Source organism: Streptomyces sp. NPDC059696, from assembly GCF_042733745.1.
GTDB lineage: Bacteria > Actinomycetota > Actinomycetes > Streptomycetales > Streptomycetaceae > Streptomyces.
Map to the genome: position 1 here is coordinate 133,038 of NZ_JBHWFG010000009.1, position 19,880 is coordinate 152,917.

Here is a 19,880-nt window from a genome sequence, read left to right on the forward strand (position 1 = left end):
CGTTCGGTCAGGAGGAGGCGAAGATCGTCTTCTTCTGGCGCTCGATCGACGAGAGGATGCCGTCGACGTTCTTGGGGTTGCGGACGAAGTTCTGCAGGGCCGGCTGCATGACCGTGGAGGTGAAGTCCGGTCGGGAGTCGCGGTCCATGAACTGGGTGAGGCTCTTCGCGCCGGAGATCATCTCGTAGGACTTCTTCTGCAGCGCGGTGTAGGCGGAGGTGTCGGCCTTGGTGGAGGCGGCCACCACGCTGGAGTCGGCCTTGAGGTAGATCTGCTCGGCCTCGGGCGTGCCCAGGTACTCGAGGAGCTCGACCGCGCCGTCGCGGTTCTTGGGGGCCTTGGAGAGCATGAAGCCGTCGGTGGGCGCCTCGACGGTGTCCTGCCCGAACTGCGGGTCGATCTCCGGGAAAGCGAAGAAGTCCAGGTCGTCCAGGTCGGCCTGGTTCGTGAACTGCTGGCCGACGAAGGTGCCCAGGAGGTACATGCCGGCCTTCTTGGCCACGAGGGTCTGTGCCGCGTCCTGCCAGGTGCGGCCCACCGCGCCCTCCTGGTGGTAGGGCAGGAGCTCCGTCCAGTGGTCGAAGACCTTGCGCACCTTGGGGTCGGTCCAGGAGGCCTTGCCGGCCATCAGCTCGACGTGGAAGTCGTAGCCGTTGGTGCGGAAGTTGATCTGGTCGAAGGTGCCCATCGCGGGCCAGGCGTCCTTGTCGCCGAAGGCGATCGGGACCAGCCCGTCCTTCTTCATCCGCTTGCACAGGGCGACGAAGTCGTCCCAGGTGGTGGGGACCTCGTAGCCGTGCTGCGCGAAGACGCTCCTGCGGTAGAACACGGCCCACGGGTAGGAGTACAGCGGCACGAAGTAGTACTTGCCGTCCTCGCCCTTGCTGAGCTTCCGCATCGCCTCGGGGAAGTTGCCGCCGATCTTCTGCCACACGTCGTCGATCGGGGAGGCGAGCTTCTTCGCCGCGAAGAACTGCATGCGGTAGCCGGCGAACCAGGTGAACACGTCGTCGGGCGTCCCCTGGAGGTAGGAGTTGATCTGCTCCTGGAACGTGTTGTGGTCCTTGGTGTTCACGTCGACCTTGATGCCGGACTTCTTGGTGAAGGCGGCGTAGATCTCGGCGAACGCCTTCTTCGGCACCGCGTCGGACGAGTTGGAGCCGAGACTGACCGTCTTCGGGTCGGCGGCCGAGCCGCTGCCGCCGCAGGCGCTCAGCAGGGGTATGCCGGCGCCGAGCAGGGCCGCGCCGCCCATTCCGCGCAGCAGGGTGCGGCGGCTGGGAGCGGAGAGGGAGAGACCGGAGGGAGAGAGGTCGTGCATGGACTGCTCCTGAAGGCAGGGTTCGGCCACGAGGGTGTGGCGTGAAATCCAGTCGCAATCGACCAGAAATCAACTTGACCGAACACGGTGGCGCAATGACAGCCGTATGTCCGGGCACCCGTCAAGAGTCGCTGCTTCCATTTGTCGAAACGTGACCGTCCCGTGAAGGCGCGAGATCGGATGTGCTCAGCGGGCCCGGGCGCGGTTGTACACGGCGGCGAGCCTGCCGGGACGGCGCCGCCGCGGCTGCCGGTGTCCGCGGCCGGCCGGGCCGCGGCCGTCCAGCTGGATCCAGATCCGCACCTCGGTCCCGCCGAGCACCGAGGAGCCGATCCGTACGTCCCCGCCGGTGGACTCCGCGAGGCGGCGCACGATGTCCAGGCCGAGCCCGGTCGAGCCGTCGTTCCCGGAGCCGCGGCCGCGCGCCATCGCCGCCTCCGGGTCGGCTATGCCGGGGCCCGCGTCGGAGACGAGGACGATCACCGCGTCCTCGCCATTGTGCACGTCGACCGCGAAGGCGGTGCCCTCCGCGGTGTGCCGGAAGACGTTGCCCAGGAGCGCGTCGAGCGCGGCGGCCAGGTCGGCGCGGGCCACCGGGATGCGCACCGGCCGGTCGGCCCCGGCCACCCGCCACTTGCGGCCCTCGTCCTCGGCGAGCGCCGACCAGAACGCCATCCGCTCCCGGACCACCTCGGCCGCGTCACAGCCCGCGCCCGGACCGGCCGCCGCCGTCTGCGGCTTGGCCTCGCGGGCCGTGCGGATGATGGTGTCGACCTCGCGCTCCAGCTGCTCGACCGCGGTCCGGGTCTGGTCGGCGGCCGGTCCCTCTCCGAGCGAGGCGGTGTTGAGCCGCAGCACGGTCAGGGGCGTGCGCAGCCGGTGGGACAGGTCGGCCGCCAGCTCCCGCTCGTTCGCCAGGAGCTGGACGACCTGGTCGGCCATCGAGTTGAACGCGACGGCCGCGAGGCGCAGTTCGCTCGGGCCCTCCTCGGGCACACGGGCGCCCAGCCGGCCCTCCCCCAGGTCGTGCGCCCCCTCGACCAGGCGCCGCGCGGGCCGGACCATGCGCACGCCCAGCCGGTCGGCGACCGCGACCGAGCCGAGGATCAACGCCACCCCGACTCCGGCGAGCACCGCCCAGGCGGTCCCGACGCCGTTGGTGACGTCGGACTCCGGCACGTACACCTCGACGACCGCGATCCGGGCGGTGCCGAGGGCGACCGGCTGGAGGAGGGTCCAGCCGCCGGTGACGCCGGTGGTGGAGGCGCGGCCCAGCTCGCGCACGGCCGCGATGTCCTCGTCGGTGGCGCGGCGGCGCCCGAGTTCGAGGGCGGCCCGGCCGTCCCCGGCGGGCAGGTGCACGGCCATCCCGGCGTCGGAACCGGCTGAGGCGACGACCCGTTCGAGCTGGTCGCGGTCGGTGGTGATGGACAGGGCGGGGGCGACGGCCGCGGCCTCCCGCTCGGCGTTGGAGAAGGCACGGTCGCGGGCCATCTCGCGGATGACGAGTCCGAGCGGCACCGCGAAGGCGAGCACCACCATGGTGGTCACCGCCAGCGACACCTTGACCAGGGCCCACCTCATCGCGGCGCCCCCGGTGGTTCGAGCTTCACGCCGACGCCCCGGAGGGTGTGCAGATAGCGCGGGCTGGCCGCCGTCTCGCCCAGTTTGCGGCGGAGCCAGGACAGATGGACGTCGATGGTCTGGTCGTCGCCGTAGGACTGCTGCCACACCTCGGCGAGCAGTTCCTTGCGGGGGACGACGACCCCGGGCCGGCGGGCCAGGAAGGCGAGCAGGTCGAACTCGCGGCGGGTCAGGTCGAGTCGGGTGCCGTCGAGCTCGGCCTGGCGGCGCAGCGGGTCGACGGTCAGGCCGCCGACGCGGATCGCGGGGGACGGTTCTCCCTCGGCGGCGCCGGAGCGGGCACGGCGCAGCACGGCCGCCATGCGGGCCGAGAGGTGCTCGACGGAGAAGGGCTTGGTGAGGTAGTCGTCCGCTCCGGCGTTGAGCAGCCGGACGATCTCCGTCTCGTCGTCCCGGGCGGTGGCGACGATCACCGGGACGTCCGTGATCCCGCGGAGCATCTTCAGGGCCTCGGAGCCGTCGAGATCGGGCAGTCCGAGGTCCAGGATCACCACGTCGAAGCGGACATGGGCGACCTCGCGCAGCGCCTCCAGCGCCGTCCCGACACTGCGCACGGTGTGCGAGGCGTCGGTCAGGTGCCGGATCAGCGCGGAACGTACGAACTGGTCGTCCTCGACCACGAGCACACTTGCCATGCGCCGCACCGTACGCCATCTCGAACAGCCGGGTGGGGGGCTGTGGACAACTCCCCGGCTGTGGACAACTTGCCCTCGCGGGAACCCGTTTGCGGGCGACGGGTGGGGCGCGTGAGGCAGTATGGCCCGCGATGCGCAGAGGACTCCTACACGTACTGGCATGGCTGCTCGCCACGGGCGCGGCGGTCACGCTGTCGTGGTGGGGTGTCCATACGGTGATGGCGGGCACGGCCTACGACCCGCCGCGTGCCCTGCCCGTCGAGGCCGGTGACGCGTCGCCCACGCGGGCACCGAAGGCCCTGGCCACACCGTCGGAACGGACGTCTCCGCCCCAGCGGCGGCAGCCCGGCACACCCCCCGCGTCCGGGAAGCCGAGCTCCGCCCCCACACCGCCGCCCAGCACCGCCCCCGCCGCCTCGGGCCGGGTCAGGAGCTACGACACCGACGGCGGCCGGGCGGTCTTCGACCTCGGGCGGACCTCTGCCTCGCTGGTCTCGGCGACGCCCGGGGCGGGCTGGTCGATGCAGGTGTGGAAGACGGAGTCGTGGATCCGGGTGGAGTTCTCCTCGGGCGCGGACCGGGTGTCGGTGTTCTGCACCTGGCACGACGGGCCGCCGCGGGTGGAGATCGGGACCTACTGAGCGCTGTGGGCGGCTATCGGGACCGAGTGCGCGCTGCGGGCAAGCATCGGCACTACCGCGCGCTGTGGGCGGCCATCGGGACGTACTGCGCGCTGTGGGCGGCTATCGGGACCCTGAGCCGTCGCGGTCGGTCATCTGAACACCGACGCGGGCGGGGCCGGTGACGCCACCGCCGCGTGGTCCGTGACGGGCGCGGCCCCGCCGGTGAAGTCGGTGAGCGTCCTGCCGTGTTCGACGCGCGCGGGGTGCGGGTCGGAGGCGGCGAGGCGGGTCAGCTCGGCGACGGGCAGGGGGCGGTCGGAGGCGGCCAGGACGGCGTTGCCGAAGCGCTTGCCGCGCAGCACCGCCGGATCCGCGACCAGCGCGAGGTGCTCGAAACGGGCGGCGGCGGTGGCGATCTGGCCGCGCAGGTGGGCGAGCGGTGGTCCGTCGGCGAGGTTGGCGGCGTAGACCCCACCGGGTCCGAGGGCCCTGCGCACGTCGTCGAGGAACTCGGTGGAGGTCAGGTGGGCCGGGGTCCGGGCGCCGCTGAAGACGTCGGCGATGACGAGGTCGGCCCAGCCGTCCGGCACCTTGGCGAGGCCGGCACGGGCGTCCGTGGAGCGCACGCGTATGCGCGCGTTCGGGTCCAACGGCAGCTCGCGGCGGACCAGTTGGACGAGCGCGCTGTCCCGTTCGACGACCTGCTGGGTGGAGCGCGGCCGGGTGGCGGCGACGTAGCGGGCGAGGGTGAGGGCGCCACCGCCCAGGTGCACGGCGTGCAGGGGCCGGCCGGGCAGGGCGGCGAGGTCGATCACGTGGCCGAGGCGGCGCTGGTACTCGAAGGAGAGGTACGCAGGGTCGTCCAGGTCGACGTGCGACTGCGGGGCGCCGTCGATCACCAGCGTCCAGGCCCGGGCCCGCTCGCGGTCGGGGATGAGCTCGGCGAGCCCGCCCTCGACGCTCTCCACGACGGGCTCGGCACCGGCCTGTCTGCGTCGGCCGCCCTTGGACTTTCCCATGGGGTCATTATCGGGGTGGGCCGCTGAGCGGCGCGTACGCTCCCGCCGCCCGGACACGAGGGCCTCAGCGGCAGCAGTGCGCGGGGGCGTGCACCTGCCGTCGGGGCGGGGCGGGGGCACCTGCCGTCGAGGCCGGACGTGGACATCTCACGTCGAGGCAGGACGACGTGTACATCTGCCGTCGAGGCGGGGCGGGGGCACCTGCCGCGGAGGCGGTGCGGGGCTCAGCGGCAGCTGTCCGCCGCTCTGATCATCCGGGCCGCCTCGCCCAGTGCCTCGCGCAGCACCGCGGGGTCCGTCGCCAGGTCCGCCTCGCCGGGCGGCAGCAGCCAGTCCGATCCCTCGACGGGAGGCTCGGGCGTCAGGGACTGTCCTCTTCCGTCGGTTTCCGTGCAGGTGCTGCCCGGCACGTCCCACCCGGCGGCCGTCCCCGGCGGCACGAGGAAACCCAGGGTGTCGCCGCCGTCGTCGTGCAGGACGGGGCCCACCGCGTCCGCCGGTCCGCGGCGCAGGATGTCGACCGCCTCCAGCCCCTGCCGCGCCGGCACCGTCACCACATCGCAGCCGGCCGCCGGTGTACTCGGCGGCGTCCGAGGATCGTTGATCCGGCTGGTCTCCATCCGGCCTCCACCACGAGAACCCCTGCTTGGACGAGCGGTCGGGAGTCGGGGGCCTCCCGGTCCGCGAGGTTCAACGCGGCGGAGCGTCAACGGCTACGGCGGAAGTCAGCCGCAAAGGATGGCACTTCATGGCAGATCACGGATGAGATATCCGGTTTGTAGCCAAACCCAGCGTGCCGACTTCATCACAGCAGGTACGTTCTTGCTCGCCGGACACAAGGCAGATCTCGCGGACGACTCACCGCAAGTCGCCCCATATCCGGCATGGTTCGACGGTTCGCACGGGAGGACCCGGCCATGGCGTCGTCAACGGTGACCTCGTCTCAACCCAACCGGCCGCCACGGCCGAATCTCATCTTCCGGCGGCTGCGCGGACAGCGCTCGCCGGCCGAGTTCGCCGCGGCGATCCGGCGCGCCGGGCTCGAGATCGGTGAGCAGGTCAGCTGTGACGCGCGCTACATCGGCCGGGTCGAGGCGGGCGAGATCCGCTGCCCCAACTACGCGTACGAACGGGTGTTGCTGCATATGTTTCCCGGCCGCACGCTGACCGACCTGGGGTTCGCGCCCCGCTCGTCCGTACGCGGACGCCGGGCGCGCGACGCCGAGGACGCGCCCCTGCCGCGCGCCGCGAACCCGGCGAAAGCCACGAGTGAGACCAGCAGGGCGTGCGAGCCGTATGAAGCGCGGAACCCGGACGACCCGTACCACCCGCACGACACCTACGAGGAGAGCGACGTGCTACGTCGCGCGTTCATGACCGGCGGAGGCGCCACGGTGGCCGCCGCCTCACTGGGGCCCGTCGGCCTCGCCCGCGACGCCGCGGCGGCGCGGCGCCCCGCGCACCGCGCCGGGGCGAGCGACGCGGGGGCCCTGGAAGAAGCCGTCCGCCGGATCCGGCTGCTGGACGACCGGCACGGGGCCGACGGCCTCTACCGGCGTGCCGCCGCCCCGCTGCGTGCCGCCTACGCCCTGCTGGACGCCGGTGCGACCCGGCAGACGACGGCCGACCGGCTCTACTCGGGCGCCGGTGAACTGGCCATCTCCGTGGGCTGGCTGGCCCACGACTCGGGGCGCTTCGACGACGCCCGCTCGCACTACGCGGAGGCGCTGGCGACGGCCCGGATGACCGGGGACCCGGGTCTGGAGGCGCACGCCTTCTGCAACACGGCGTTCCTGGCGCGTGACGCCGGCCGGCCGCGCGAGGCGGTCCGGGCGGCCCAGGCCGCGCAGCGCGTCGCCCGGCCCGTGGGCTCGGCCCGGCTGATGTCGCTGCTCGCGCTGCGCGAGGCGGGCGGCTGGGCCGGACTCGCCGACCGCGTCGGCTGCGAACAGGCACTGGCCCGGGCGCAGGCCTTCTTCGAACGGGGCCCGTCGGACGCCGACCCGGAATGGATGAGCTTCTACGGCGAGGCCGAACTGGAGGGCCTGGAGGCGCAGTGCTGGTCCACGCTCGGGGACTGGCCCCGGGCGGCACGGCACGCGCGCCGGGCGGCCGAACTGCAGGACCCGCACTTCACGCGGAACATCGCCCTGTACACGGCGGAGCTGGCCGACGACCTCGCGCGCGGGGGCCGGCCGGACGAGGCGGCGGTGGCGGGGATGCGGGTGCTGGACCTGCTGGAGGAGGTCCAGTCGTCCCGCGTGCAGACCATGCTGGCGGCGACGGCCCGGGTGCTGCTGCCGCACCGCCGGGCCTCCGGGGTGTCGGCGTTCCTGGACCGTCACGCCTCGACACCCCGCAGGGCGTGAGACCCCGTCCGTGTCCACGGCCCTGTCCGTGACGGCCCGCCCGCCCGCGAGCGGACGACACGGCCCCACCCCACAGGGCGCGAGGCTCCGGCCCTGTCCCCGGCCCTGTCCACGACGTCCCGCCTGCCCGCGGGCGGACGGCGGGACTTCCGCGGGCGCGGCCTACGCGAGGTGCCCCAGGTCGTTCCAGCTCTCGATCGCCGGCTCTCCGTAGGCCCAGCCCAGCACCGACAGGGACGTGGGGTTCAGCCGTATCCGGGCCGCGAAGTCGATCGGGAGGCCGAGCCAGCGCGCCCCGATGGAGCGCAGGATGTGCCCGTGGGCGAAGACCAGGACGTCCCGGTCCTCGGAGCGGGCCCAGGAGACCACCTCGTCGGCCCGGGCCGTGACCTCGGCGAGCGACTCCCCGTCCGGGACGCCGTCGCGCCAGATCAGCCAGCCGGGCCGGACGGCCTGGATGTCCGCGGGGGTCATGCCCTCGTACGCCCCGTAGTCCCACTCCAGCAGCGCGTCCCAGGTGCGCGCGCGGTCGCCGAAGCCGGCGATCTCGCAGGTCTCCCGCGCGCGTGCCAGCGGGCTGGTCCGCACCTCGACGCCGTCCAGGCCCTCGTACGGCGCCCGGTGCAGGCGCTCGCCGAGCAGTTTGGCGCCGCGCCGGCCCTCCTCCAGAAGCGGCACGTCGGTCCTGCCCGTGTGCTTCCCGGACAGGGACCACTCGGTCTGTCCGTGGCGGGCCAGCAGGATGCGCGCGGCCATGGGGAACCTTTCCGGAGGAACAACGCAAGGGGAACTCCTCCATCATCGCGCACGCCCCGCGGGGGCAACCCGGGGGGCGATCCCTGCGTCTTCGAGAGCCGGAGGCGCGCCCCCTGACGCGCGCCCACACCGTAAAGTGACACGGCCGAACGGGTTACGCGTGATGACGAAGGGGGAGGACGATCGGATGCCGCACACCGATACACCGGGCACCGAGGCTGCCCCCGCGTCCAGGCTGCGCTGGTGGACCGAGCTGCCGCTGATCCTGCTGGTGTACGCGTGCTACTCGGCCGGCCGGCTCCTCGCGCGCGGTGACGTCTCCGGCGCCGTCGACAACGGCCTGTCGATCCTGCGCTTCGAGAAGGCGCTGTATCTCAACTTCGAGCACCCGCTCAACCGCCTCTTCACGCGCGAGGCCTGGATCGGCATACCCGCCGACTTCTGGTACGCGTCTCTGCACTACCTGGTCACCCCGGCCGTGCTGGTGTGGCTGTTCCGCTCCCGGGCCGTGCGCTATCGCGCCGCGCGCACCTGGCTGATGACGTCCACCCTCATCGGTCTGATCGGCTTCACCCTGATGCCGACCTGCCCGCCCCGGCTCCTCGACGCGAGCCACGGCTTCGTGGACACGATGGCCCAGTACAGCTCCTACGGCTGGTGGGGAGGCGCGGCGAGCGCGCCGCGCGGCATGGGGAACATGACCAACCAGTACGCGGCGATGCCGAGCCTGCACGTGGGCTGGGCCCTGTGGTGCGGCGTGATGCTGTGGCGCTTCGGCGGTACGCGCGCGACGAAGGTGGCCGCCGTCGCCTACCCGCTGATCACGACGATCGTGGTCATGGGCACCGCCAACCACTACTTCCTCGACGCGGTCGCGGGCGCGGCCGTCATGGGCGCCGGGCTGCTGCTCGCGCCGCTCGTGATGCGCACCGCGGACCGGGTGAAGGCCCGGTTCGTCCGGCCGGCACCGGTCACGGCGGGCACTCCGGCCGGCCTGGCCGCCGGCCTGGCCGCCGGCCTGGCCGCCGGCCTCCCCGCCGCGTCTCCCGGCGACTCCGCCGCCGCCTCTCCCGCCGGTTCTCCCGCCGCCTCTCCCGCCACGGGTTCCTCGATTGTCAGTGCCGGATGCCAGACTTCCGCGGGTGAGCGAATTCCACGGCAGCGCGAGGCGCGGCTCGGAGCGGGAGCCGAACCGGGTGCCTCCCCCAAGGACGCGGGGGACGGCGCTCCGGCACCGGCTCGCTGAGCTGCGCGGCCCCGACGTACCCGCGAAGGCACTGGACGCGCGCGCCCTGGCGGCTCTGGCCGCCAATCCCGGTTGTGCGCGGCGCGCGATCCTCGACGGCGCCGGGGTGAACAAGGCGGCGCTGGCGAGCGCGCTCGGCTCGCCGTCGGCCTTCGGGCAGTCGCAGTTCGCGCTCACCCGGGGCAACGCCTTCGAGGCGAAGGTCAAGGCCGACGGCGGGGCGGAGCTGCTGCGGCTGGTGCACGACAGGCTCGACCGGTCCGCCGAGCCGCCCGTCGAGGCGCGCGTGCCGGACCTGACGGCGCCCGGTCCCCGGGGGCGCACGGCCCGTACGGAGCTGGAGCTGCGGGAGGCCGCGGCGCGTCCGGGCGCGTGGACCCTGCTCGACCACCCGATGCTCGCGCTGGACGTCGCGGGCTCCCCCGCCTACTTGGAGCCGGACGCGGTGGTGGTGCACCCGGACGGCAGCTGGACGGTCGTGGAGATCAAGTCCTTCCCCCTGCTGGACGGTTCGGCCGATCCGTCGAAGGTCGGGGCGGCGGCCCGGCAGGCTGCGGTGTACGTCCTGGCGCTGGAGGAGCTCGCCGCGCGCCTCGGCGCGGAGCCGGAGGACGGCCCCGGTGCCGAGGTCGCCAGTGCCGAGGGGGCCGGTGCCAAGGGCGCCGGTGCCAAGGGCGCCGGTGCCGAGGGCGCCGCCGGCGAGGGGGTTGGTGGCGACGGGGCAGGTCGCGAGGGGGCCGAGGAAGCGTCCGTGTCCGCACCGCGGGTTCGGCACCGGATCCTGCTGGTGTGTCCCAGGGACTTCTCCAACCAGCCGACCGCGTCCGCCGTCGACATCCGCAAGCAGCGGGCGGTGACGGCCCGCCAGCTGGCCCGGCTGACCCGCATCGAGGACATCGCCGACGCGCTGCCCGAGGGCACCTGCTTCTCACCCGAACTGCCCGCCGAGGCGCTGACGGCGGCCGTGGAGTCGGTCCCGGCGTCCTACGCGCCCGAGTGCCTGTCCGCGTGCGAGCTGGCCTTCCACTGCCGGAGCCGGTCCCGCGAGGCGGGCGCGGTGACCTCGCTCGGACGCCCGGTGCGGGCGGAGCTGGGCGGCCTCACGACCGTGGAGGACGTCCTCGCCGCCGCGCGCGGTGAGGCGGGCGACCCCGACGACCCGGCCGTGGCGGCACTGCGGCGGGCGGCCGCCCTGCGGGCCGAGGCGCTGGAGGCGGCGTGTCGCTGATCTCCACCCTGGCCCGCCTCGAAGCCGTCAGCACGGGCCGCGCCCAGCCCTCCGCCACCGTCCGGCACCGGCATCTGAGCGACCGTCCGCTGGTGTTCGTGCCGCTGACCACCGCCGGTGAGGCCGGCGCCCCGCTCGGCGCGCTGGTGGGCACCGACCGCGACGCGCCGCGTCTGCTGGCCGTCCCGCAACCCCGTGACCGCGACCTGAGGTTCGCGTTCCTGGCCGAGCTGGCCGACATCGTGCTGCCCTACGTCGACTCCTACGCCGAGACCGTGGAGGCCGCCGAGCGCACCGAGACCGACCCGGAGACCGGCAAGCGCGTCAAGGTCGAGGTCGAGCTGTGCGCGGACGCGCCGCAGCTGATCGTGCCGAGCCGGGCGGGCATCGACCTGGTGCGGCTGCTCGGGCGCTCGATGCGGTTCCGGCGCACGGCGGAGCAGGATCCGCAGGCCCCCTACCCGGCGCCGCCGAGGGTGCCGCTGCTCGGGCGGTGGCTGACGCACTTCGGGGAGCGGGCCCGGGTGCCCGGCTCCTCGCTGCTGCTGGCGATGACCGACGTGCTGGGCCGGCACTGGGTGACGGGGCAGTCCACCCTGGAGGACCAGCATCTGGGGGCGCTGCTCGCCTGGATCGACCCGCCGGAGGGCGTCACCGGCGCCGAGGCCGCGCTGCGGGCCGAGCTGGAACGGGACGCGCAGGGCCAGCTGATCTGCCCCCCGGCCGGTCCGGCCACCGACCCGGCGTTCGACAACAAGCTGCTCGCCCCGGCCATCGAGCGCTACGACCGGGCCCGCACCGCCCTCGCCGCCGCCGAGGACGGTCTGGAGGCCGACGACCGGCTCGGCGCGCTGACCGCCGCCGAGCGGGAGATCCGGGACCTGGTGCTCAGCCGCACCCGCCCCACCTGGGACGCGGTCTGGCGGGGCCTGGACCTGCTGCGCGAGCTGCCGGAGGGGACGCGGGTCGAGGAGCGGTGGACGCGCGACCGCTGGTCGTTCACCGGCCACCGCGACCGCGTCCTGGCCGGCGAACCCCCGCAGCCGCGCCGCGACGACGCGGTCACCGCGGCCAACAAGCTCGCCACACGCGAGCGCGAGCAGGCCCGGCTGGAGGCGCAGGAGGCCCTCGACGATCCGCTGGTGATGGCGGGCCGGCGACTGTCCGGGGAGGCCTTCGCCGGTGAGGTCACCGATGTCGCGATGGCCTACAGCGAGGGCAAGCGGCCAAGCCCCCGCCCCCTGGTCACGGTGCGCACGGACGACCGGCCGCATCTCGCCGAGCGCACCAAGGTGTACCGGTCGCTGGGCGGCAAGCCGCAGTCGGCGGAGTTCGTCGCGGCCGAGGAGGACGGCGCGGTCGTGGTGCTGCGGGTGCTGGACAAGATGGGCCGCGGCAAGGAGCCCGAGCCGGGTTCGGTGCCGGAGAAGGGCGACCGGATCTGCTTCACGCTGTTCGAGCACGAGCAGCGGGGCGGCGCGAAACTGCCCGACCCGGAGGAGACGCCGTGGACGCACGGCGGGCCGCCCGGTGAGGCGGTTCTGGAGGCCGCCGACCCGGTGACCGAGGAGGACGTGCTGTGACCACGGTGTTCGACCCCTCGGCCGCCGCGGCCGAGGCCACCGACGCGATCCTGCGCGACACGCTGCACGGCACCGCGCGCGGTGTCGTCGTGGACTCCCCGCCGGGCGCGGGCAAGTCGACCCTGGTGGTCCGGGCGGCCCTGGAGCTGGCCGAAGCGGGGCGCCCGCTGATGGTCGTCGCGCAGACCAACGCCCAGGTCGACGACCTGGTCCTGCGGCTCGCCGAGAAGAACCCCGAACTGCCGGTGGGGCGTCTGCACAGCAGCGACTCCGACCCGTACGACAAGGCGCTCGACGGTCTGGAGAGCGTCCGCACGTCCGCCAGGGCCGCCGACCTCGCGGGGCTCGCGGTGGTGATCTCGACGGCGGCGAAGTGGGCGCACGTCAAGGTGGACGAGCCGTGGCGGCACGCGATCGTCGACGAGGCGTACCAGATGCGCTCGGACGCGCTGCTCGCCGTGGCCGGGCTGTTCGAGCGGGCGCTGTTCGTGGGCGACCCGGGGCAGCTCGACCCGTTCGCGATCGTGGGCAGCGAGCAGTGGGCGGGCCTGGCGTACGACCCGTCGGCATCGGCGGTGACGACCCTGCTCGCGCACAACCCGGACCTGCCCCAGCACCGCCTGCCGGTGTCCTGGCGGCTCCCGGCCTCCGCGGCGCCCCTGGTGTCGGACGCGTTCTACCCCTACACGCCGTTCCGCAGCGGCACCGGCCCCGGCGACCGGACCCTGGCCTTCGGCGTGCCGTCGGACGGCTCGGGCCCCGACCGGGTGATCGACGAGGCGGCCGAGTCGGGCTGGGGCCTGCTGGAGCTGCCCGCCCGGCACACGCCGCGCACGGACCCGGAGGCGGTCCGGGCGGTGGCCGTGGTGGTACGGCGTCTGCTGGAGCGGGCGGGCGCCGCGACCTCGGAGCGTTCCCCGGTCCCCTCGCCCCTCACGGCCGACCGGATCGCCGTCGGCACGGCCCACCGGGACCAGGCGGCCGCGGTCCGCGCGGCCCTGTCCGGCCTGGGCGTCACCGACGTGGTCGTGGACACGGCGAACCGGCTCCAGGGCCGCGAGTACGACGTCACGGTGGTCCTGCATCCCCTCTCCGGCCGCCCCGACGCGACCGCCTTCCACCTGGAGACGGGCCGCCTGTGCGTCCTGGCCTCCCGCCACCGGCACGCCTGCATCGTGGTGTGCCGAGCGGGAGTGACCGGCCTGCTGGACGACTATCCGTCGACGGAACCGGTCCAGCTGGGGACGGTGGTGAAGTTCCCGGACGGCTGGGAGGCCAACCACGCGGTCCTGGCGCACCTGGCGGAACACCGGGTGGGCTGGCGGCCGTGATGTGGCCGGAAAGCGGCGTGCCCCCGAAGCCCCGGCGAACACCGGGTGGTGCGGCGGCCGTACCCACTACCGCGATGCCCACTTGCGCGCCCGCGAGACAATGGACGGTGGCCCATCCACCGGGAGGGTCGTGCGCGACGTACGAGGAGGAGAAGACATGGCGGAGCCCACGCCGCGTCGGAACGAACCGCGGCTACGCCCCGCGCCCCTGCTCTTCGAGCCGGCGGAGGCGGCCTCCGACCCTGAGCACTTCTTCGACCTCGAGTCGATCGACGACCCCCGGGCCCTGCTGGCGCGGGCGACCGAGCTGACGCTGGCGTTCCGGGCGGCGGCGGACCGGGCGGTGGAGTTCCAGGCGATGGCGGCGGCGCAGCTGGCCGATCCGCGGAAGTTCGACCGGCTGACGACCGCCGACATCGCCGAGCGGGCCGAGTGGACCGAGGACTACGCCAAGAAGATGGTCGAGTTCGGGCGGGACCTGATGCGGGGCGGCGTCGAGGGCCGGGGGCCCGGCGGCACCGTCTGACACACCCCGGCGCACCTCCACCGATCGCCTGGCATATGCCAGGCGGGCAAGATACCTCTTCCCCCTGCCTCCTGTCCCGATTTCCCGCAACCCTCGGGAACCGCCCGCTCACGGCCGGTAGACCTGGACGTCATGAGCAGCGCATGGAACGCCTCCGATGTCACCCCGGACGGGGCCGCCTGGCTCGCCTCGGCAGGAACGTATCCGCGAAGCACGCTCGCCCTCTGGCGGGAGCGGCCGGACGCCCCGGTCGTGCTGCCCTGCGGGTCGGTCTTCGACGTGGTCAGCGCCCCGGCGCTGTTCGGCCGGCGGATGCTCGACCGGCTGTGGGACGACGGCCCCGGCTCGGGGCCGGTCGCGCAGTTCCGGGGCCGGATGCTGCTGTTCGCCGCTCCGGGGACGGCGCAGCGACTGCCCGCGCTGCTGGAGTGGGAGGAGTGGGGCACACGCGACCGGGACGAGCGGGGTGCCCGCCGGGACCGCCGTACGGACTCCGTACCGCCGCTGCTGTGTCACGGCACCGGCGACGCGGTGACCGTCCCGGCCCCGTCGGAGCGCACGCCCCTTGCCGGCTTCACCTTCTCGGAGCGCACTCACCCGGCCGACCCGAGCCACTCGGAGCGCACTCACCCGGCCGACCCGAGCCGCTCGGAGGGCGCCCGCCCCGCCTGCTCGGCCCTCCCGGACAGCTCCGACCCCACCCGTCCGGCGCCCGCCGGGAGCGGCGCCCCCGGGCGCTCGGCCTCCCGTTGGCTCGTCGCGCCCGACACGCGTCAGCCCTGGCTTCCGGGCCCCGAGGTACTGCTCTGGGCGGCCGTCCGGGCGGCCCGCTCGGCGGTGCGGATTTCGATTTTTCCTCCCCCCGACCAGGATGCTAAGGTCTACGACGTCAGCAGGCGCCGCTAGCTCAGTTGGTTAGAGCAGCTGACTCTTAATCAGCGGGTCCGGGGTTCGAGTCCCTGGCGGCGCACCAGACGGTGAAAGGCCCCTCGTGAGAACGAGGGGCCTTTCGCATGCCCGGCGGAGCCTTCGGCACCCTCAGCGCCCCACCGCGATCTTCACCGTCCACGCCCCCGACACCGTGCGCCCCTCCACCTTCACCCGCACCCCTTCCCCCGGCACCGTGAAGCTCTCCCCGATGCCGATCGGGGCGTCCGCGAGGGGCGGGTAGACGGAGCTCGCCGAGCACGCGTCGGTGCGCGGATGGGCGTCGATCACCTCGATGGGCCCGCCCCCGGACTGCGCACCGCCCCGCACCCGGTACACGAGCACCCCCTGCCGGCACGCTGCCGCGTCGTTGCCCACCGGCCCCCGCGCCTCGAACGCGAGCACGCTGTCGACGCCCGTCCGCACCACCGCGAGCTTGGTCCCGCGCCCGAGTCCGAAGGCCTGCGCCCCCGCGGCCCCCGTCGCCGGCACCCCCGGCCCCGCCGTCAGCGGCTCCAGGGTCAGCCGGGCGGACCCGGCGTCCTGCACGCACCGCACCTGCCGCGCGTCCAGCCAGCCCAGCTTCCACTTGTGCCAGGCGAAGAGGTCGGGTGCGAGCCCGAACTGGCTGCCCATCAGGTCCCAGTCGCCGACGTGCGTGTCCCAGTCGCCCTTGCCGTCCGCGGGCCGGTGATACAGGTCGGGCAGGTCGAACACGTGCCCGGTCTCGTGCGCGAGCACCAGCCGGTCCGGTGGGTGCTGCTCGAACACCGTGACGATCCGGCGCAGGTCGGTGCCGTCGGCCCGCAGCGGGCTCGTCAGGTTCACCACCTTGGTCGCGTCCGAGTCGACACCGGGCGCGTCGGGGTCGGCGACGAAGTACACGACGTCGTAGCGGGAGAAGTCGACCCGGGGGTCGGCCGCCGCGAGGGCGTCGCGCAGGTAGGCGGACCGGTGTTCGGGGCTCCAGTCCCGCTTTATGTCGTACGCGGTCGACGGCTTCGGCATCCGGATCCACTGCCGCAGCGCGTGCGGACGCAGGGTGAAGCGGCCGTAGGAAGCCTGTTCGAAGAAGCGGGTGGTGGCCGGGAAGTGGTCGGCGGTCAGCTCCTGCGGGGTGGTCAGCGGGTGGGAGTCCGGAAAGGACAGGAAGACCATGACCGCGTCGAGGGACCGGGCCGGGCGCGGGTAGGCCGCGTTCCAGGTGTCCAGGCCCTCGGAGTGATGGGCGTCGGTCCGGGTCAGGGCGCAGGGCGCGGCCGAGTCGGGTTCGGCGGCCGAGGGCCCGGCGCCCAGGGAGGTGGCGGCGAGCGCGGACATGGTGGTGAACACGGCCGCGGTACTGCGCAGTCGGGCGCGCGGAAACGGACGCGGCACGGGTACCTCCGGGTACGGTTCGCGGGACACCGCACCCAGCCTGTGGTGATTTGTCGTACTGCGCCCTGTTTGCCTGCACCGGTCGGGTGAAGGGGCCGAAAAATCGCGGAAGCCGACACCCCCGAAGCGCTCACAGAACGTCACAACTGGTCGGGGGCTTGAAGAAGGCGCCCAGGTGTGCGCAGAAACGATCTGGCAGAAGGGCCGGTTGGCCGGGGAGACTGGACACCGGCTGGAAGGCACTGGGGCCAGCCTCTATGATCGGCACACTTTCCTGACCTTTCCTGCACGGACAGAGATCGAATACATGCGGGAGCGAGCGGTGAGCGGAACCTCCGAAGGGCCGGCGCCCGCAGCAGAACTGGACCGGCCGATCGTCACAGAGAGTGAGATCGATACGTCTCCCCGTACCGGGCCACCGTCCCGGCAGCCCTATCGCGCCGCCTTCGCGGTCGCCCCGATCGCCATGGCGGTCGTGGACCGCGAGGGCGCGGTCGTCAGCGCCAACGACGCACTCGCCGCGCTGCTCGGCCTCCCCCCGGGGGAGCTCGCCGGGTCCGTCGCCGCCGACCTGGTCGACCTCACCTCCGACGCCCGCACCTGGCACGCCTACCGCGAGGTGCTGCGCGGCCGGCAGTCCCGGCTGCGCTGCACGCGCCGGCTCAAGCACCCCGACGGGCACTCGCTGTGGGTGCAGGTCACGGTCACCCCGTTGCCCGTCGAGGACAGCGGCGTCCTGCTGTCCGTCGCCGACATCAGCGCCCGGCGGGAACTCCAGGCCCGGCTGCGGCACTTGCAGATGCACGATCCGGTCACCCGCCTGCCCAACCGCACCCTGTTCTTCGAACGGCTGTCGGCCGCGCTGGAGGCGGAGTCGTACGAGGAGAGCGGCACGGGCCGGATCGGGCTGTGCTACCTGGACCTGGACGGCTTCAAGGCCATCAACGACACCCTCGGCCACCGGGTCGGCGACCGGCTGCTGGCCGCCGTCGCCGAGCGCCTCATGCGCTGCGCGGACGAGGCCGGCCACGCGCGCACCAGCATCCCGCTGGTGGCCCGGCTGGGCGGTGACGAGTTCGCGCTGCTCGTCGAGGACTCCACGGGCACCGAACAGCTGGCCGAGCTGGCCGAGTCGGCGCTGCGCGCGGTCCAGGACCCGTTCGACATCGCCGGGCAGCGGCTGTCGGTCTCGGCGTCGATCGGGGTCGTGGAGCGGCACGCCGCGGGCACCACGCCCACCGCGCTGATGCAGGCGGCCGACACGACGCTCTACTGGGCGAAGGCCGACGGCAAGGCCCGCTGGACGCTGTTCGACCCGGAGCGCAACGCCCACCGGATGACCCGCCAGGCCCTCGCCTCCACGCTCCGGCCCGCCATCGACCGCGGTGAGTTCCAGCTGGAGTACCAGCCGCTGGTGGGCATGGAGGACGACCGGCTGCACGGGGTCGAGGCGCTCGTCCGCTGGGACCATCCCCAGTTCGGCGTACTGACGCCGAATCGGTTCATCGGACTGGCCGAGGAGGACGGCTCGATCGTCCCGCTGGGCCGCTGGGTGCTGCGTACGGCCTGCGAGCAGGCCCGGCGGTGGCAGCTGGACCACCCGGACGAGCCGCCGATCTTCGTCAGTGTGAACGTGGCCGTACGGCAGGTCTGGGACTCGGACCTGGTGGCCGACGTGGCCGAGACGCTGGACGGGACGGGCCTCGCGCCGCACCTGCTGCAGCTGGAGCTGACCGAGTCGGCGGTGATGGGCTCGGCCGGCCGGCCCCTGCAGACCCTGAAGGCGCTCAGCGACATGGGCGTGCGGATCGCCATCGACGACTTCGGCACCGGCTACTCGAACCTCGCGTACCTGAGCCGGCTGCCGGTGTCGGTGCTGAAACTGGACGGGTCCTTCGTGCGCGGCTTCCAGTACGACGACCGGGAGGCGGCGGCCCGCGCCAACCCGGCCGACGAGGTCGTCGTCGAGGCGATGATCCAGCTCGCGCACCGGCTGGGGCTGACCGTCACGGCCGAGTGTGTGGAGACCTCGGCGCAGGCCACCCGGCTGCGCAGCATCGGCTGCGACACCGGACAGGGCTGGCTCTACTCCCGTCCGGTGTCGCCGGACCGCATCTCCGAGCTGCTGGGCACGCCGGACGTGTCGGCGGAGGCGGGTGTCGGCAAGCCGTAGGCGTCGGCGATGAGTTCGTAGGAGCGGACGCGGACGTCGCCGCCGTGCGCGTTGGCCGTGATCATCAGCTCGTCGGCGCCCGTGCGCTTGGCGAGGTCGTCCAGGCCGGAGCGCACCTCGTCCGGGGTGCCGTGGATGACGTTGGCGTTCCAGGAGTCGACGAAGTCACGCTCCATCGGGCTGAACGCGTAGGCCTCCGCCTCCTCCGGGGTGGGCACGAGGCCGGGGCGGCCGGTACGCAGCCGGACCATGCTGAGGGCGGCGGCCAGCACCTGCCGGCGGGCCTCCCGCTCCTCGTCCGCGGCGAACGCCGAGACGCCGATGAGGGCGTACGGCTCGTCGAGCACGGCGGACGGCCGGAACGACTCCCGGTACAGATCGAGCGCCGGGATCGTGTTCTGCGCCGAGAAGTGGTGCGCGAAGGCGAAGGGCAGGCCCAGGGTGCCGGCCAGACGGGCGCTGAAGCCGGAGGAGCCGAGCAGCCAGAGCGGCGGCCGGTGCGGGGACTGGACGCCGCCCGGGGACGTGGCCTGGACCGGCCCGGGGACCGCGTGGATGCGGCGGTAGGGGTGCCCGTCGGGGAAGTCGTCGTCCAGGAAACGGGTCAGCTCGGCGAGCTGCTCGGGGAAGTCGTCGGCGCCCTCGTTCAGCCGGTCGGTGCGGCGCAGGGCGGCGGCCGTGGCACCGTCCGTGCCGGGGGCACGGCCGAGTCCGAGGTCGATCCGGCCCGGGGCCATGGCCTCCAGCGTCCCGAACTGCTCGGCGATCACGAGCGGGGCGTGGTTGGGGAGCATCACGCCGCCCGAGCCGAGGCGGATGCGGTCGGTGTGGGCGGCGAGGTGGGCCAGGATCACGGCCGGGGACGAGGAGGCCACGCCCGGCATGGAGTGGTGCTCGGCGACCCAGTAGCGGTGAAAGCCCCGGTTCTCCGCGAGGCGGACCAGGTCGACGCTGGTGCGCAGGGCGTCGGAGGCGGTACGGCCGGCCCCGACGGTGACCAGGTCCAGTACGGAGAGGGGGACGGGGGCGCTGCCCTGCGCCGCGCCGCGGATCTCGTCGCCGCGTGTGTCGTCTGCCGCCACGGTGGGGTGCCTCCTGCTGTGGGCCGGGTGCTGTCGTCCC

General features: G+C 73.7%; 17 protein-coding genes and 1 tRNA gene. 10 read left to right on the forward strand and 8 right to left on the reverse strand.

Going from position 1 to position 19,880, the window contains the following annotated elements:
• Positions 1-7: 7 nt before the first annotated feature.
• From ACFV20_RS12495 to ACFV20_RS12505, 3 genes are all read right to left on the reverse strand, one after another.
• Positions 8-1,321, reverse strand: coding sequence for an ABC transporter substrate-binding protein (locus ACFV20_RS12495; protein ID WP_385655504.1), 1,314 nt, complete (start codon positions 1,319-1,321; stop codon positions 8-10).
• A gap of 186 nt (positions 1,322-1,507) precedes the next feature.
• A complete protein-coding gene (locus ACFV20_RS12500) occupies positions 1,508-2,905 on the reverse strand; it encodes a sensor histidine kinase (protein ID WP_385655506.1) in 1,398 nt (465 codons plus the stop codon).
• On the reverse strand, positions 2,902-3,600 hold the full coding sequence (locus tag ACFV20_RS12505; RefSeq protein ID WP_385655508.1) for a response regulator transcription factor: 699 nt from the start codon (positions 3,598-3,600) through the stop codon (positions 2,902-2,904). Before ACFV20_RS12505 ends, ACFV20_RS12500 begins: the two co-directional genes overlap by 4 nt.
• Positions 3,601-3,731: 131 nt before the next feature.
• On the opposite strand from ACFV20_RS12505, the gene ACFV20_RS12510 reads away from it, so the two are divergent.
• Positions 3,732-4,241 (forward strand): hypothetical protein, encoded by a 510-nt coding sequence (locus ACFV20_RS12510; RefSeq protein ID WP_385655510.1) that lies wholly within the window; start codon positions 3,732-3,734, stop codon positions 4,239-4,241.
• A gap of 131 nt (positions 4,242-4,372) precedes the next feature.
• Here the strand turns inward: ACFV20_RS12510 and ACFV20_RS12515 are convergent, their stop codons facing one another.
• Together ACFV20_RS12515 and ACFV20_RS12520 are read right to left on the reverse strand one after the other, a co-directional pair.
• The gene (locus ACFV20_RS12515; RefSeq protein WP_385655512.1) at positions 4,373-5,242 is read right to left on the reverse strand and encodes a spermidine synthase; all 870 of its coding nucleotides are present in this window, start codon (positions 5,240-5,242) and stop codon (positions 4,373-4,375) included.
• Between the two features lie 224 nt (positions 5,243-5,466).
• Positions 5,467-5,862 carry a hypothetical protein gene (locus ACFV20_RS12520; RefSeq protein ID WP_385655514.1) on the reverse strand — a complete coding sequence of 132 codons (396 nt, stop codon included), beginning with the start codon at positions 5,860-5,862 and terminating at the stop codon, positions 5,467-5,469.
• A 297-nt stretch (positions 5,863-6,159) separates the two neighbouring features.
• Here ACFV20_RS12520 and ACFV20_RS12525 point away from each other — a divergent pair, with 297 nt between their 5' ends.
• Complete coding sequence (locus ACFV20_RS12525) at positions 6,160-7,611, forward strand: hypothetical protein (RefSeq protein WP_385655515.1); 1,452 nt, start codon at positions 6,160-6,162, stop codon at positions 7,609-7,611.
• Positions 7,612-7,773: 162 nt separating this feature from the next.
• On the opposite strand, the gene ACFV20_RS12530 is transcribed toward ACFV20_RS12525, so the two are convergent.
• On the reverse strand, positions 7,774-8,367 hold the full coding sequence (locus tag ACFV20_RS12530) for a histidine phosphatase family protein (RefSeq protein WP_385655517.1): 594 nt from the start codon (positions 8,365-8,367) through the stop codon (positions 7,774-7,776).
• Between the two features lie 187 nt (positions 8,368-8,554).
• Here ACFV20_RS12530 and ACFV20_RS12535 point away from each other — a divergent pair, with 187 nt between their 5' ends.
• The 7 genes from ACFV20_RS12535 (at position 8,555) to ACFV20_RS12565 (ending at position 15,254) form a co-directional block, all read left to right on the forward strand.
• Positions 8,555-9,613: a phosphatase PAP2 family protein gene (locus ACFV20_RS12535; protein WP_385655518.1), complete on the forward strand. Its 1,059-nt coding sequence runs from the start codon at positions 8,555-8,557 to the stop codon at positions 9,611-9,613.
• Entirely contained in the window at positions 9,564-10,841 is a 1,278-nt protein-coding gene (locus tag ACFV20_RS12540) for a hypothetical protein (protein ID WP_385655718.1), read from the forward strand. Before ACFV20_RS12535 ends, ACFV20_RS12540 begins: the two co-directional genes overlap by 50 nt.
• Entirely contained in the window at positions 10,832-12,424 is a 1,593-nt protein-coding gene (locus ACFV20_RS12545; protein ID WP_385655520.1) for a hypothetical protein, read from the forward strand. The genes ACFV20_RS12540 and ACFV20_RS12545 overlap by 10 nt, the downstream gene beginning before the upstream one ends.
• Entirely contained in the window at positions 12,421-13,755 is a 1,335-nt protein-coding gene (locus ACFV20_RS12550; RefSeq protein ID WP_385655522.1) for an AAA family ATPase, read from the forward strand. The genes ACFV20_RS12545 and ACFV20_RS12550 overlap by 4 nt, the downstream gene beginning before the upstream one ends.
• A 157-nt stretch (positions 13,756-13,912) precedes the next feature.
• Positions 13,913-14,281 (forward strand): hypothetical protein, encoded by a 369-nt coding sequence (locus ACFV20_RS12555; RefSeq protein WP_234847858.1) that lies wholly within the window; start codon positions 13,913-13,915, stop codon positions 14,279-14,281.
• A gap of 132 nt (positions 14,282-14,413) precedes the next feature.
• Entirely contained in the window at positions 14,414-15,187 is a 774-nt protein-coding gene (locus ACFV20_RS12560; protein ID WP_385655524.1) for a bifunctional DNA primase/polymerase, read from the forward strand.
• A tRNA-Lys gene (locus ACFV20_RS12565) sits at positions 15,178-15,254 on the forward strand. The genes ACFV20_RS12560 and ACFV20_RS12565 overlap by 10 nt, the downstream gene beginning before the upstream one ends.
• A 65-nt stretch (positions 15,255-15,319) precedes the next feature.
• On the opposite strand, the gene ACFV20_RS12570 is transcribed toward ACFV20_RS12565, so the two are convergent.
• Positions 15,320-16,585 carry a M6 family metalloprotease domain-containing protein gene (locus ACFV20_RS12570; RefSeq protein ID WP_385655526.1) on the reverse strand — a complete coding sequence of 422 codons (1,266 nt, stop codon included), beginning with the start codon at positions 16,583-16,585 and terminating at the stop codon, positions 15,320-15,322.
• A 307-nt stretch (positions 16,586-16,892) separates the two neighbouring features.
• Here ACFV20_RS12570 and ACFV20_RS12575 point away from each other — a divergent pair, with 307 nt between their 5' ends.
• Complete coding sequence (locus ACFV20_RS12575) at positions 16,893-18,758, forward strand: putative bifunctional diguanylate cyclase/phosphodiesterase (RefSeq protein ID WP_385655528.1); 1,866 nt, start codon at positions 16,893-16,895, stop codon at positions 18,756-18,758.
• Here the strand turns inward: ACFV20_RS12575 and ACFV20_RS12580 are convergent.
• A complete protein-coding gene (locus ACFV20_RS12580; protein WP_385655530.1) occupies positions 18,671-19,840 on the reverse strand; it encodes an LLM class flavin-dependent oxidoreductase in 1,170 nt (389 codons plus the stop codon). The genes ACFV20_RS12575 and ACFV20_RS12580 overlap by 88 nt on opposite strands.
• Positions 19,841-19,880: the final 40 nt, after the last annotated feature.

Coding starts and splice junctions, on each gene's coding strand:
- ACFV20_RS12505 (WP_385655508.1), bottom strand. CDS start 3,600: ATGGCAAGTGTGCTCGTGGTCGAGGACGACCAGTTCGTACGTTCCGCG.
- ACFV20_RS12495 (WP_385655504.1), bottom strand. CDS start 1,321: ATGCACGACCTCTCTCCCTCCGGTCTCTCCCTCTCCGCTCCCAGCCGC.
- ACFV20_RS12525 (WP_385655515.1), top strand. CDS start 6,160: ATGGCGTCGTCAACGGTGACCTCGTCTCAACCCAACCGGCCGCCACGG.
- ACFV20_RS12535 (WP_385655518.1), top strand. CDS start 8,555: ATGCCGCACACCGATACACCGGGCACCGAGGCTGCCCCCGCGTCCAGG.
- ACFV20_RS12510 (WP_385655510.1), top strand. CDS start 3,732: ATGCGCAGAGGACTCCTACACGTACTGGCATGGCTGCTCGCCACGGGC.
- ACFV20_RS12575 (WP_385655528.1), top strand. CDS start 16,893: ATGCGGGAGCGAGCGGTGAGCGGAACCTCCGAAGGGCCGGCGCCCGCA.
- ACFV20_RS12500 (WP_385655506.1), bottom strand. CDS start 2,905: ATGAGGTGGGCCCTGGTCAAGGTGTCGCTGGCGGTGACCACCATGGTG.
- ACFV20_RS12560 (WP_385655524.1), top strand. CDS start 14,414: ATGAGCAGCGCATGGAACGCCTCCGATGTCACCCCGGACGGGGCCGCC.
- ACFV20_RS12520 (WP_385655514.1), bottom strand. CDS start 5,862: ATGGAGACCAGCCGGATCAACGATCCTCGGACGCCGCCGAGTACACCG.
- ACFV20_RS12515 (WP_385655512.1), bottom strand. CDS start 5,242: ATGGGAAAGTCCAAGGGCGGCCGACGCAGACAGGCCGGTGCCGAGCCC.
- ACFV20_RS12530 (WP_385655517.1), bottom strand. CDS start 8,367: ATGGCCGCGCGCATCCTGCTGGCCCGCCACGGACAGACCGAGTGGTCC.
- ACFV20_RS12555 (WP_234847858.1), top strand. CDS start 13,913: ATGGCGGAGCCCACGCCGCGTCGGAACGAACCGCGGCTACGCCCCGCG.